This window comes from Pseudoalteromonas gelatinilytica (assembly GCF_001641615.1).
In the GTDB taxonomy this organism is placed as follows: domain Bacteria; phylum Pseudomonadota; class Gammaproteobacteria; order Enterobacterales; family Alteromonadaceae; genus Pseudoalteromonas; species Pseudoalteromonas gelatinilytica.
Genome location: NZ_LRRU01000018.1, coordinates 42,700 through 55,801 on the forward strand (window position 1 = coordinate 42,700; position 13,102 = coordinate 55,801).

At 41.6% G+C, this 13,102-nt stretch carries 12 protein-coding genes; 5 read left to right on the forward strand and 7 right to left on the reverse strand.

Annotation, left to right across the window (positions count from 1 at the left end; translation table 11 throughout):
• Positions 1-137 precede the first annotated feature (137 nt).
• The 3 genes from cgtA to NH153_RS08870 all read left to right on the forward strand — a co-directional run bounded on the left by cgtA (position 138) and on the right by NH153_RS08870 (position 2,308).
• Complete coding sequence (gene cgtA, locus NH153_RS08860; protein WP_063702966.1) at positions 138-1,292, forward strand: Obg family GTPase CgtA; 1,155 nt, start codon at positions 138-140, stop codon at positions 1,290-1,292.
• Positions 1,293-1,371: 79 nt separating this feature from the next.
• Positions 1,372-1,851: a type 3 dihydrofolate reductase gene (folA, locus tag NH153_RS08865; RefSeq protein WP_082874031.1), complete on the forward strand. Its 480-nt coding sequence runs from the start codon at positions 1,372-1,374 to the stop codon at positions 1,849-1,851.
• A 79-nt stretch (positions 1,852-1,930) separates the two neighbouring features.
• The gene (locus NH153_RS08870; protein ID WP_063702967.1) at positions 1,931-2,308 is read left to right on the forward strand and encodes a DUF3718 domain-containing protein; all 378 of its coding nucleotides are present in this window, start codon (positions 1,931-1,933) and stop codon (positions 2,306-2,308) included.
• 287 nt (positions 2,309-2,595) lie between these two features.
• On the opposite strand, the gene NH153_RS08875 is transcribed toward NH153_RS08870, so the two are convergent.
• The 7 genes from NH153_RS08875 to lptD all read right to left on the reverse strand — a co-directional run bounded on the left by NH153_RS08875 (position 2,596) and on the right by lptD (position 11,324).
• Positions 2,596-4,611, reverse strand: coding sequence for a methyl-accepting chemotaxis protein (locus tag NH153_RS08875; RefSeq protein WP_063702969.1), 2,016 nt, complete (start codon positions 4,609-4,611; stop codon positions 2,596-2,598).
• A gap of 141 nt (positions 4,612-4,752) precedes the next feature.
• Positions 4,753-5,568: a symmetrical bis(5'-nucleosyl)-tetraphosphatase gene (locus NH153_RS08880; RefSeq protein ID WP_063702971.1), complete on the reverse strand. Its 816-nt coding sequence runs from the start codon at positions 5,566-5,568 to the stop codon at positions 4,753-4,755.
• Positions 5,569-5,574: 6 nt separating this feature from the next.
• Complete coding sequence (apaG, locus tag NH153_RS08885) at positions 5,575-5,964, reverse strand: Co2+/Mg2+ efflux facilitator ApaG/CorD (protein ID WP_054550996.1); 390 nt, start codon at positions 5,962-5,964, stop codon at positions 5,575-5,577.
• A complete protein-coding gene (gene rsmA, locus NH153_RS08890; protein WP_063702973.1) occupies positions 5,948-6,754 on the reverse strand; it encodes a 16S rRNA (adenine(1518)-N(6)/adenine(1519)-N(6))-dimethyltransferase RsmA in 807 nt (268 codons plus the stop codon). Before rsmA ends, apaG begins: the two co-directional genes overlap by 17 nt.
• Entirely contained in the window at positions 6,751-7,743 is a 993-nt protein-coding gene (pdxA, locus tag NH153_RS08895) for a 4-hydroxythreonine-4-phosphate dehydrogenase PdxA (protein WP_063702974.1), read from the reverse strand. The genes rsmA and pdxA overlap by 4 nt, the downstream gene beginning before the upstream one ends.
• Before the next feature lie 5 nt (positions 7,744-7,748).
• On the reverse strand, positions 7,749-9,041 hold the full coding sequence (surA, locus tag NH153_RS08900) for a peptidylprolyl isomerase SurA (RefSeq protein WP_063702976.1): 1,293 nt from the start codon (positions 9,039-9,041) through the stop codon (positions 7,749-7,751).
• Positions 9,042-9,077: 36 nt separating this feature from the next.
• Positions 9,078-11,324: an LPS assembly protein LptD gene (gene lptD / locus NH153_RS08905; protein ID WP_063702978.1), complete on the reverse strand. Its 2,247-nt coding sequence runs from the start codon at positions 11,322-11,324 to the stop codon at positions 9,078-9,080.
• Between the two features lie 103 nt (positions 11,325-11,427).
• On the opposite strand from lptD, the gene NH153_RS08910 reads away from it, so the two are divergent.
• Positions 11,428-12,429, forward strand: a complete 1,002-nt coding sequence (locus NH153_RS08910) for an aminoglycoside phosphotransferase family protein (RefSeq protein ID WP_063702980.1) — start codon at positions 11,428-11,430, stop codon at positions 12,427-12,429.
• Entirely contained in the window at positions 12,426-13,082 is a 657-nt protein-coding gene (murU, locus tag NH153_RS08915) for an N-acetylmuramate alpha-1-phosphate uridylyltransferase MurU (RefSeq protein WP_063702982.1), read from the forward strand. The genes NH153_RS08910 and murU overlap by 4 nt, the downstream gene beginning before the upstream one ends.
• The last annotated feature ends 20 nt before the right edge of the window (positions 13,083-13,102 follow it).

A 13,102-nucleotide genomic window follows, 5' to 3' on the forward strand; every position in this document is an offset into this window, starting at 1 on the left:
AAACCCCGCCTTTGCGGGGTTTTTTGTTTTGAGGCGCATACTAATGCGCATAAATATATACCTAAGCTAAGCCTGCAATCAGAAGGGCTTAGGTATATAATAGAGTTATTAACAAGCCAATCTTAAAGTGAGTAATCATGAAGTTTGTAGATGAAGTAGAAATTCGTTGTGACGCGGGTGATGGCGGCAGCGGTGTCGTATCTTTCCGACGTGAAAAATATGTACCAGACGGCGGTCCTGATGGCGGCGATGGCGGCGATGGCGGCAGCGTTTATCTACAAGCCGATGAAAACTTAAATACCTTAATTGACTATCAATTTGAGCGTTTTCATAAAGCAGAGCGCGGTACAAATGGCCAAAGCCGTAACATGACAGGTAAAAAGGGCGCTGATTTGACGCTTAAAGTACCTGTAGGTACGCGTATCACTGACGTTGATACAGAAGAGTCACTAGGTGATTTAACTAAACATGGTCAAAAAATTGTAGTTGCGAAAGGTGGTTTCCATGGCTTGGGAAATGCACGTTTTAAATCAAGTACTAACCGTGCACCACGTCAAAAGACACTAGGTACACCTGGTGAAGTTCGCAGCTTACGCCTTGAGTTAATGCTACTTGCTGATGTTGGCTTGCTGGGTTTACCTAATGCTGGTAAATCAACATTTATCCGTAGTGTTTCGGCGGCAAAACCAAAAGTGGCTGATTACCCATTTACAACGCTTATTCCTAACCTTGGTGTAGTACGCCCTGATGCGAATAAATCATTTGTTATTGCAGATATTCCTGGTCTGATTGAAGGCGCTTCAGAAGGTGCGGGTCTGGGTATTCGCTTCTTAAAGCACTTAGAACGTTGTCGTGTATTACTGCATATTATTGATATTATGCCAGTTGATGGTACTAACCCAGTTGATAATGCCTTTGCGATTATTAACGAGCTACACCAGTACAGCCCCAAACTTGCTGAAAAGCCGCGTTGGTTAGTATTTAACAAAATCGACTTATTGCCAGAAGATGAAGCCGAAGCCCTGTGTAATGAAATTGCCGAAGAGCTAGGTGAAGAGGTTAATGTTTACCGTATTTCTGCTGCAAACAAGCAAAATACCCAAGCATTGTGTCATGACATTATGGCGCTGCTTGATAGTATGCCGAAAGAGAAATTCGCTGAAGAAGAGAAAGAAGAAGTTGAATTTAAGTGGGATACTTACCATCAGAAAGCAACATCTCAAGATGATGATGATTGGGATGACGACTGGGATGATGATGACTACGATGTAGAAGTTATCTACCAACGATAAAATTTTAAACTGAAAAGGAGCCATGCGCTCCTTTTTTATTAATAAGAAAAAAGTATTAAGGTTTAGTGTGAAAATTTCAATGATTGCTGCTATGGCAAATAACCGAGTAATAGGCCAAGACAACCAGATGCCATGGCATTTACCCGCCGATCTACAGCACTTTAAAAAAGTAACTATGGCAAAGCCTGTGATCATGGGCCGTAAGACGTTTGAATCCATTGGTCGCCCTTTACCTGGACGTCAAAATATTATTATCACGCGCAACGCTGATTACACAGCAGAAGGGATTGAGGTGGTTACTTCACCAGAGGCTGCGCTGGCATTGGTTGCTGAAGTTGAAGAAGTTATGATTATAGGTGGCGGAAATATCTACGAACAATTTCTATCTCTGGCAGATCGACTATACTTAACATTCATCGATCTTGAAGTAAGCGGTGATACGCAGTTCCCAGATTACGAAAGTGTTGCTAATTGGACAGTTGTCGAGCAAGAACAGCATCAGCCTGATAACAAAAACCCTTACTCGTATACGTTTGTAACCCTGTACAAAAATTCGTAACATTATTGCGGTAAAATTAATTAGTTGGTACAATATTACACAATCTTGGTAAGAAGAAAGTATTACATAAGGGCAAAATATGATGAAGTTACCAAATATGTTACTTGCAGCGGCTGTTGTTTCAGCGTCAGTTGCGTATACAGCACCAGCAAAAGCTGATGATCAATTAGCGGTTTCAATCTGTGAGTATATTGCAGCAGATGATAAAAACCGTTTACGTGATAAGCTTAAGAGCTCACGTGTTAAAATCCGTAACATCTTTGATGCTGTACAGTGTAATGGTAATAACATGCTTCGTCATGCAATCGAAAGCGGCGCAGCAGATACAGGTGAATACATCGTTAAGAACCTATCTAAAAGTTCTTTAGAAGACGGTGCAGACATCGCATGGGCTGAAGCAAACGGCCACGGTGGTTCACCACTAATCGCTGTTATTAAAGACCGCGCAGGTCTTTAATTTAAAAGCCAATAGAATTTAAGAAACCGCACTCGTTGCGGTTTTTTTATGCCTGAAAAACGCTTCGCTAAATTAATTCCTACTCGCTGTAATACGTAATTATTTGCTATTAAAAAATGCGCCTATTTGGGAGGGGAGGCAGGCTAATATTAAGTGTAGTCAGCTCACAAGATAGGCGAATTGATATGAATACATACAAAAAAGCCGTGTTTTTTTTCACAAACACGGCTTCTATCTTTGTTAACTCGTAACTCGTAACTCGTAACTCGTAACTCGTTTACAGCTTCTTAAACTTTAAACGCATCGACCGATAAACGTAGTTCTTCTGCTAACTTAGCAACTTCTGAACTTGAAATATTGGTTTGGTTTGCGCCCTCAGCTGTTTGCTCTGCAATTGCCACAATCGACTCTAAGCGTTCGCTAATTTCTTGTGATACTTGTTGCTGTTCGTGAGCGGCTGTTGAGATCTCTTCACTTACATTATGAGCTTGTGCAACGGCTGCAGTGATTGAATCAAGGGCTGTGTTGGCAAGGTCTGACTGCTCAACACACGACTCAGCTTGTTGCTTACCTTTCGACATCGCCGATACAGCAGCCTCAGCGCCAACCTGAAGTGATTCAATCATAGCTTGGATCTCTTGGGTCGACTCTTGAGTCTTGCTTGCTAAAGAGCGAACCTCGTCAGCTACAACAGCGAAGCCTCGGCCTTGTTCGCCAGCACGTGCAGCTTCAATTGCAGCATTAAGCGCAAGTAGGTTAGTTTGCTCTGCAATGCCACGAATAACATCTAAGATACCGCCAATTGATGCGCTGTCTTTGTGTAGTTGATTGATAACTTGTGATGCATCATCAACTTCACGGGCAAGTTGTTCAATGGTTGCTTTATTTTGTGAAGAAATACCTTTAACACGGTCTGCTTCTTTATCCGCGTTTTTAATTTCACTCAGCGCTTGTTGAGCACTGCTGCTTACCGCTTGTGATGTACTGCTCATTTCAGTGGTTGCAGTTGCAGCTTGTTCAACTTGTGCTTGTTGATTACGAATCGCCTGGCTTGACTCTTCAGTGATTGCTGAAGTTTCCTCAGAAGCCGCAGCAAGCTGTGTAGAGCGAGAAATAATACCTTGAATAAGCGTACGCAAACTTTCGATGAGTGTATTACAGCTTCGTGATAACTCACCAAACTCATCTTTAGCTGAATCATCTAGGCGTTGAGTCATGTCACCACTAGCAACAATATCAAGAATTCGATTAACTTCAGATAGAGGTTTAGTAATACGGTTAACTGTAATCGCTGCTACTGCAATAGCAATTAAAGTCGCGATAACCATGGCAATCCAAGTCCAAATAGTCGCCGTTGATACATTACCGCTTACATCTTGCTGTAAGTCAAAGGCAAGGACAGTTGCTTGATCAACCAGCTCTTTAAGTTGTTTCAGGGCTTCGGTCGTTGATTTTTCTGCATTGGCTAGTTCAGATTCAGTTTGTGCAATTGCATCAATTAGGCGTTTTTTATTTGCAGATAAACTGTTGTTGCCGCGCACGTTATTGGCAAGGCTTTCAAAATAACCATTTAGGTCATTATATAAGTCAGCATTATTATCAATGATAGCTGGGCGAATAAGGCCAAGGCTTCGTTCAACTTCTTCCAAATAGTAAACTTGCTCGTTTTTAACAATATCTAACGTGTTAAGGGTTTTAACCGTTAACATATCAGTACTATTAGTGACGACTGACTGGAAGTTGTTTTCCATGTTGTTGGCAGCTTGATAAGCACGTGAGTGGTTTTCTTCAAGGCCATCAATATCAATGATATCTAGCACAACTGAGTTAGCATCTTCGGCGCTGATCTCGATACTTTCAAGCTGCGTGCGTAGCGTTTTATTCAGTTCTAGCTGAGTTTGTTTATCTGCGAAAAGGTTATCAACAGATTTAGCAAAACGTTTATAAGTTTGTTCAACTTCTTGGCTGCTTTGTTTCAGTTTAGGATCGTTACTCACTATCTGCTGTAGCTCTTGGTAAGAGCTATCGTAACGCTTTTTCTGTTCAGTAAAATTCTTGCGAAGAGCCGCTAACTCATCTTGTGATGTGGTGTAAAAGCTGGCTTGTGCCGATTTACTCATCAAAATGAATTCAACCTGCAACTCATAACTTTTATCGAGAGCCGGTAATGACAGCTGATTAACTCGCTGCGTTGATTGATCAATGTTGGTAATTCTGATCAACGAGTTACCACCAATAAATAGCAGGAGTAACGTAATAACAATAAAGCCACCCCAAATACGCTGTCTAACGGTCAAGTTCATATGTAATTCCAGAAAATAGTACTAATCAACACTTATCGGCAAGGTTGCCAATTAGTTAAGTATTTAAATTTAATTAGCTTTAAATTAAATTAACTTTAATTGTTATAAATCTAACAGATGTTCAGCTATTTTTCAGTTTATTTAGATAAAAGAGTGGGATTTTTCGACAAAACAGCCTTTTTGGCTGAGTTCCATGAGTGTCATAGCACCTCCCCATACACAGCCGGTGTCGAGAGCGTGAATATTTTTAGCTTTAACTTTACCTTCTAAAGCAGCCCAATGACCAAATGTGATCTGTTGCTTGAGCTTACTAATATTCGGATGCTCGAACCAAGGGATTATTGAGCTATCTTCACTAATGCTGGTTTTGTTACTGAAATCGAGTTCACCAAGCAAATTAACAAAGCGCATGCGCGTGAAGTAATTAACGATATAACGAAATTTAGCCTCGTTAGGTAATGTTGATTGCCATGCTAATGGATGAGGGTCATACATATTGGCAAAGTAATGGCTTGCATCAGCACCTTGATAGCAACGCTCTGCAAAGCGAGCACGCTTTAGTGCTTTTTTTATCGACCAATTAGGGTTTAAGCCAGCATGGCTTATGAGCATGTCATAGCGTTCAAGCCATAAGGCTAATGGTTGCTGTTGCAAAAAGTGAATATATTCAGCGCGTTTTGGGCTATCAAAAACATCAGCAAGTTTATCTTTTGGGTTTGCTGGTTTATTTAGATAATGACAAGCAATAAGGTGTAAATCATGATTACCAAGGGTAATACTGACACTGCCTTGCATTGTATAAAGGTGCTCGAGGCAGGCGAGTGAATCAGGGCCTCGAGCGACAATATCGCCGACTAAGTAGAGATGATCTTGGCTTGGGTTAAAATCGACACGTTTTAAAAGCGTATCAAATTCACTATAACAGCCCTGTAAGTCACCAATTGCGTAGTCAGCCATTGTTACCTAGTGCAAAATGTTTGGACGGGCTAAACGAAACACCTCGATTGGTGCTTCAAATTCAGTACCAAACTCGTTGCGCATGGTGTAGTGGCCTTGCATTGTCCCTACAGGGGTATCAAGTACCGCACCGCTGGTGTATTTGTAACTTTCACCAGGGGCAATGGTCGGTGTTTCACCAACAACGCCTTCACCTTGTACTTCCACTTCTTTGCCATTGGCATCGGTAATTAACCAGTAACGACTCAAAAGCTTAGCACTACATAAACTGTGGTTTTTTATGGTGATTGAGTAAGCAAAAACGTATTTATCTTGTTCAGGCTCTGATTGACCTTCTACATAGAAGGTCTCAACCGACACCTTAATTGGAGAACCTAAATTACTGCTTGTTGTCATAAATCCAATTAGCTATATCAATAAATTGTTGTAAAGACAGGCTTTCTGCACGAAGAGTGATATCTATACCGATACCTGTTAGCTCTTCAGCTGTAAGCAAGTTAGCTAAGCTGTTACGCAGTGTCTTACGGCGTTGATTAAACGCTTCTAAACATACTGTATTTAAAAGTTTAGTGCTTTTAGCTGTGCGTTGCTCTGGCTTTTTCGGGATCAAGCGAATAACCGCTGAATCAACTTTAGGAGCTGGCTTAAAACACTCTGGTGGCACATCAATTACTGGCATTGCGTGGCAGTAATATTGTGTCATTACACTTAAACGGCCAAACGCTTTACTGCCTGGGCCTGCTACCATACGCTTGACCACTTCTTTTTGTAGCATAAAGTGCATATGCTCAACGTTATCTGCGAACTCAAATAAATGGAATAGCAGTGGGGTCGATACGTTATAAGGTAAGTTACCAAAAATCTTTAATTTTTCGTCAGACTTGATCAGAGTGCTAAAATCAAACTTCATTGCATCGCCTTGATGCACCGTTAATTTTGGCCCTAAGAATGGGTGGCTTGTTAAACGTTCTGCTAAGTCTTTATCTAGCTCAACAACAGTTAGGTGGCCACTTAAATCAGCGACTGGCTCAGTGATTGCACCAAGACCCGGGCCGATTTCTACTAAATTGTCTTCAGGTTTAGGATCGATAGCCGTGACGATTTTGTCGATGATCATGTCATCGTTTAAAAAGTTTTGACCAAAACGCTTACGTGCGCGGTGTCCTAAATGTACTTTATCTGTCATTGATTCTGTGCTTTTTCATGGGCGAGCTTAATTGCTTCGCGGATCGCTAATTCAAAACTACCTACATCAGCAGTACCCGTGCCGGCTAAATCGAGCGCCGTACCATGGTCTACTGAGGTGCGAATAAATGGCAGGCCAAGGGTGATGTTGACCGAATTGCCGAAACCTTTGTATTTTAGCACAGGTAATCCCTGATCGTGATACATTGCTAGCACTGCATCTGCTTGCGAAAGGTATTTATCTTGAAAAAGGGTATCAGCAGGCAATGGTCCAATTAAGTTCATGCCTTGGTTATTTAACAGCTCTAACGTTGGCGCTATGGTATCAATTTCTTCAGTGCCTAAATGACCATCTTCGCCAGCATGTGGATTGAGGCCACAGACGAGGATACGTGGTTTTTCAATACCAAACTTAGTTTGCAAGTCATGGTTTAAAATAGTGGCAACTTTACTTAAACGCTCAACGGTGATTGCGCGCGATACGTAAGCAAGCGGTATGTGCGTCGTGACAAGTGCTACGCGCAAGCCTTCGGTTGCTAACAACATCACGACATCAGCAGTATTCGATTGCTGTGCAAAATACTCAGTGTGACCGCTGAATGAGATACCTGCTTTGTTGATAATTCCTTTATGTACTGGGCCTGTAACAACTGCGGCAAAGGTACCGTCCATATTTTTTTCACTGGCGATACGCAATGTATCGAGTACATATTGACCATTGGCGTCATTTAGTACACCTACTTCAACGTCTGTGCCTAAATCTACTTGGTGTAAGTAAACACTGCCAGCAGGCGCAATACTAGGCGTTTGGCTATCATCAAAGTCAATTAAGTTAATGTCTAAGCCAAGCAACTTGGCGCGCTGTTTTAACAGCGCACCATCAGCAATCACCACCAGTTGGGCATCCCACTGGTGCTGCGCTAACTTGATAAGTAAATCAGGGCCAATACCGGCTGGCTCACCTGGGGTAATTGCAATTCTAATGGTCATAATTTTTATTCTGTTGGGAAAATGTCAACGTGTGCTTGCTCACGCATTTCTTGCTGCCAGTTGAAACTTTCTTCTTTAAATTTACGATTAAACAGTAGTTGGTGAGCGCGGTTACGCTTAGCTTGCTCTGTTTTATCTGCTACACGCTTGTCAAGTAGCTGTACAATGTGCCAACCAAACTGTGTTCTGAACGGCTCGCTGATTTCATTTTTTTCTAGCGAAAGCAGAGTATTTTTGAACTCTGGTACATAAGTACTTGGGTCTGTCCAATCGTACTCACCGCCTTTTAATGCAGAACCTGGGTCTTCAGAGTACTCTTTAGCAAGCTCAGCAAAGTCAGCTTTACCTTCTCGAAGGTCTTTTGCAAAGCCTTTAAGCATGTCACGAGCTTTTTCTTCGCTTAAAATAATTGATGGTTTAACTAAGATATGACGCGAACGAACTTCAGTAGTTTCAACTACTTGACGGCCACGAACATCTTGTACTTTAATAATGTGGAAACCAGCGCCAGAGCGAAGCGGGCCAACGATATCATCTTTTTTATGACCTTTTACCGCTTCAGCGAATAGTGATGGCATTTCGTTAATGCTCATCCAACCAAGCTGACCACCTTCAAGTGCTTTTGAACCACTAGAAGATGAAATAGCGATACGTTTAAATTCTTTGCCTTCTTTTAAAAATTCGATAACTTTGTCCGCACGCGTTTTAGCACTGGTGATTTCATCCGGTGTTGCATCACTTGGAATATCAATCAGGATGTGACCAATATCGTACTCTTCGGCACTTTTACCTTGAGTTTCCATAATTTTTAAAAGGTTATCGATTTCTTGCGGGCTGATATAGATGCGACGGTCAACGTTCGCACGCATAACTTGTTGCGTGGTGATCTCTTTACGAATTTCTTCACGGTATGCTGGGTAGCTCTCGCCTGCAGCTTCAATTGTACGGCGTAAATCAGCGATTGAACCACCTTGCTCGCGCGCCATGTTTTCTAGCGTTTGGTCTAACTGAGAATCAGAGATTTCTAAGCCCATGCGTTCAGCAAGTTGCATCATCAGAGTTTGGTTAACTAAACGTTCAATTGCTTGAATGCGAAGCGTGTCATCAGAAGGTAATTCTTGACCTTGCTCTGCAGCTTGAGTTTTTACTCGGTTGATTATGGTATCTACTTCACTTTGTAAAATAACACCTTGGTTAACTACACCAACGACTTTGTCGATTTCGACAGGTTTTGCGAAAACGCTTTGGCAAAGGCCAACTGTTAATAATGCAGATGCAAATAATTTTTTTAAATTCATACTTTTTCTAATACTCTTGCTAATAGTACTGCGGTACTAGTTATTAAGAAAATACGGTCTACGATAGCCAAAAATACCTTGTTGTAATAATTTTTGTGCATCATAACGGCTTTTACTTCCAAGCCCTTTTAATACGATATTGAAGCCAATACTGGTATCAAAGGTTGCTTGCTCTTGACCAATCGCCTGGTTTAAATCAGTTTCGATTTGACGACGGCCTGTGATTTGAAACGCCCAACAGCACGATTCATACTGAAGACCGCTGAAAACCTCAATACTACGACCACTTTCTAAATCGCGGTGATAGCTGCCAACAAACTGCCAATCTTGCGATAGCGGAATGCTGGTAAATAGACCAACTTGCTCGATTGTATTGCCTGAGACATCATTTGCATAGCGATGGTTCAATTGCACGAGCTGTTTATCGTCACCTTTATAATCTAAGGTGATATTTGATTGAATAATTTCTTTACCATCAGTGTCGTATTGAATACCACCTGATAAATACCAGCGACGGTGCCAATGTAACATGGTTTGCGCTGCGAACAAGGCATTGTAGTTAGTATCAACATTAATACCTTGTGATGTAGGTTTAGCATCATCACTTAAATAGAATATTTGGCCAGCGCTGAAATTAAATACTTCTTCGTTTTCACTGCTAAACAGGCGAGTTGTCGCACCTAACGTAAATTGGTTCGCAGTGGCAATGCGGTCGATGCTTGAGAATCGACGGTCTCTAAATAAACCAAAAAAGTCGTCTTGTAATTTTGTTGTATCGTAAAGGCCAATGTTTGATTGGTCTTTATTAGGGGTGTACAAGTACTGAATTTGTGGTTCAAGTGTTTGAATACCATCTTTAAAGAAAAACGCAGTATCACGCTCAAAATTTAATTGGCTGTATAATCGCACTTTTGGCAGGGTACGGGTGACTTTTTCGTCGTAGTCGGTACCTGTTAAATCACCATGCTGATTATATTCTGTATGCAGTAAACTGAATTCAGATAAAAACGACCAGGCATATTCTTGATAACCAAAACTTGCTTTCGGTTCTATGTGAACACGGCTTGCTTCATCAATGACGGCATCATCATTCGTGAAGTAGCTAAGCTCACCATCTAAGGTTAAATCAACGCCATAAAAGTTATAGGCATCAGTTTGCGAAAAGCTAATTTGTGGCAGCGCCGCGTATGATTCGCGGTGATCACCAAGCACTTCAAAACTTTGCAACTTGATATTAGTACGCCAAGTGTCACCTAAGTGGGTGAGTGAACCTGTGCGGTATAACTGAGTGTCTGTACGGGTCGCATAACCAGAATTTAAATCGGTTAAGTAGTTATCATCACTAACGTTAGTAATATCGATATTACCGCGCCAGTTCTCACCAAAGTAGCTTTGCTGCTGCCAATGGAATAGATAACGCGAGTCAACATTTGGCTCTTCATCATCTTTATCTAAGTATTCAACGGCAATGAGACCGTTGTTTTGCTCAGTTAAATAACGAAACTCACCAATCATTTGTAAGCCGCGCTTCGACATATAGCGAGGCGTAATGGTGGCGTCGTAATTAGGTGCAATATTCCAATAATACGGAGTGATAGTTTCAATACCGTAGCGACCAGAACTTGAGAAATTAGGTGTTAATAAACCTGATTTACGGCGGTCATCTAACGGAAACGTAAAATAGGGAATATAAAGCACGGGCGTATCAAATACTCGTAATACGGTATTGTGGGTTTCGCCCCAGCCATCTTCACTTGATAAGTCAATTTCGTCAGCTTCGATTGCCCACACCGGTGTTTCGCCGGGGCAGGTAGTAAAGCTTGCGTTCATCAGGTTTAGGCCAGACTCGTTGACTGTTAGTTTTTCTGCGCCACCATGACCAAGTTGGTCGGTGAGCTTATAATCAGCACCAAGCAAGCTTAATTCAGAATTATTTAAATCCGCATTGAGCCCAGAGCTATTAATTTGGCTTACTTTATCGCGATAAACGATAGGGCCGGTTGCATTAAGTAACCCACGTTGTTTGTCAATCAGTGCACTTTGTGCGGACAAATTCATCGTTAGGGTGTTAATATCTACATTACCGGTAAATTCTGCGCTTTGGGTACCCAATAGTTCAATATCATCGGATTTGATATCGATCATATTAAGTTCAAGGCCAGGGAGCGGTTGCCAAGCTCTGGTTTGCATTGAAGTGCCACAAAAATTGTGTGTCAGTTCAGTTTCGGCGAACGATGGTGCGCTAAGTACGCTTAGCATCATTATGCCCCAGGTTTTGCTCATTTAATGACCTTAATGCTCTTTGGTTGGATATAAGCTAGACATAATAAAGGAAAACAATGGCAAATACAGTAATTGACTTAGTGAAAAATAGATATCTTACTAAATGAATCGTTATAAAAGTTTACAGCAGTTTTTAAATCCTCACTTTAAAGAGGATGAATATCAATTAGCCGCCATCACTGGGGATGCGAGTTTTCGCCGTTATTTCCGTGTAAATACAGGTGATCAAAGCTATATTGTCATGGACTCAGATCCAGACAAACTAGATAACACACCTTATATAGAACTTAACAAAGTATTTTCTCAGCATGGGTTTAAATTACCAAAAATTCTTCAGGCAGATGAAAAGCAAGGCTTCTTCTTGCTGAGTGATTTAGGCAATACTCATTTGGCTGATTTACTGGGCGACGAAGACCGCACTTTACACTACAAACATCTAATAAAGTTAAGTGCACAGTGGGCGCAAATCCCGCCTGCCCAATATATGAAAGTATTTGATGGCGATTTTTTACAATTTGAGCTAAGCATTTTTAGAGATTGGTTAGTCGATAACTTTATTGGTGAGCAACTCTCTGCTGATGAGCAGCAAATGTGGCAACAAGCCTGTGAGTTATTAATTAATAATGCGCTTGAGCAACCAATTGTTACGGTGCACCGAGACTTCCATAGCCGCAATATTATGCGCACAGGGCAGCAATGGGCAATCATCGATTATCAAGATGCCGTACAAGGGCCGGTGTGTTATGACCTTGTTTCGTTATTAAGGGATTGCTATTTCAAGCTACCAGAGCAAGAACTCGACTACCTTTTACATTACGCTTATGACGAATTTAGCGAGCAGCAGCTATTGCAAGACACCTCATTTGCGATGTTTAAACGTTGGTTTGACTTAACCGGCGTGCAGCGTCACTTAAAAGCTGCGGGCATATTTTGCCGCTTAAAATTACGTGACGGTAAGTCTGGCTATTTGAATAATGTGCTGCCAACCCTTACATACATCAGTAATGTCAGTAAAGAATACCCAGAGTTAACAGCCCTTGGTCAGTGGATAGAGCAGACAATTATTCCACAGACCAAGCAGCGTTTAACGAAAGAGTCGAAATGAAAGCAATGATCCTAGCGGCAGGGCGTGGTAAACGCATGATGCCGCTAACCGAAACGCAACCAAAGCCGATGCTAAAGATTAACGGCAAGCCACTATTAGAGCATCACATTAATAACTTACGTCAAGCCGGGGTTACCGATATTGTTATTAACCTTGCCTGGCAGGGCGACAAAATAACAGAGTATTTCGGTGATGGTTCGCAGTTTGGTGTATCGATCACTTACAGCCAAGAGCAGGCTGGGGGGCTTGAAACCGCTGGTGGTATCATTCAAGCATTGCCGTTATTGGGTGAGCAATTTATTGTCATCAATGGTGATGTGTTTACTGATTACGATGTGACTTCGTTAATGCAGTTGCACCTGCAAGTCGGTGAGGCGCATATTGTCCTTGTTGAAAATCCTGCGCATAATCCTGATGGTGATTTTGCGCTGAGTCATCTAAGCCATGATAGTCAAAAGTATACTTTTTCCGGTATAAGTCGTTATCATGCTGATTTCTTTAAAGGTCTCAGCACTGGTGTTCGTCCACTTGGGCCTATTTTGCGAGAAAAGCTCAGTGAGCATCAGGTTTCGACTGAACTTTATTTAGGTCAATGGGATGACATTGGCACACCTGCCAGACTCGACGAAATCAATCAGCGTTTCGCTTTGTAATAACAACAGAGGTTTGCCAG

Excerpts from the sequence above, each read along its gene's own strand:
- cgtA (WP_063702966.1), top strand. The coding sequence starts at position 138 with ATGAAGTTTGTAGATGAAGTAGAAATTCGTTGTGACGCGGGTGATGGC.
- folA (WP_082874031.1), top strand. The coding sequence starts at position 1,372 with ATGATTGCTGCTATGGCAAATAACCGAGTAATAGGCCAAGACAACCAG.
- NH153_RS08870 (WP_063702967.1), top strand. The coding sequence starts at position 1,931 with ATGATGAAGTTACCAAATATGTTACTTGCAGCGGCTGTTGTTTCAGCG.
- NH153_RS08875 (WP_063702969.1), bottom strand. The coding sequence starts at position 4,611 with ATGAACTTGACCGTTAGACAGCGTATTTGGGGTGGCTTTATTGTTATT.
- NH153_RS08880 (WP_063702971.1), bottom strand. The coding sequence starts at position 5,568 with ATGGCTGACTACGCAATTGGTGACTTACAGGGCTGTTATAGTGAATTT.
- apaG (WP_054550996.1), bottom strand. The coding sequence starts at position 5,964 with ATGACAACAAGCAGTAATTTAGGTTCTCCAATTAAGGTGTCGGTTGAG.
- rsmA (WP_063702973.1), bottom strand. The coding sequence starts at position 6,754 with ATGACAGATAAAGTACATTTAGGACACCGCGCACGTAAGCGTTTTGGT.
- pdxA (WP_063702974.1), bottom strand. The coding sequence starts at position 7,743 with ATGACCATTAGAATTGCAATTACCCCAGGTGAGCCAGCCGGTATTGGC.
- surA (WP_063702976.1), bottom strand. The coding sequence starts at position 9,041 with ATGAATTTAAAAAAATTATTTGCATCTGCATTATTAACAGTTGGCCTT.
- lptD (WP_063702978.1), bottom strand. The coding sequence starts at position 11,324 with ATGAGCAAAACCTGGGGCATAATGATGCTAAGCGTACTTAGCGCACCA.
- NH153_RS08910 (WP_063702980.1), top strand. The coding sequence starts at position 11,428 with ATGAATCGTTATAAAAGTTTACAGCAGTTTTTAAATCCTCACTTTAAA.
- murU (WP_063702982.1), top strand. The coding sequence starts at position 12,426 with ATGAAAGCAATGATCCTAGCGGCAGGGCGTGGTAAACGCATGATGCCG.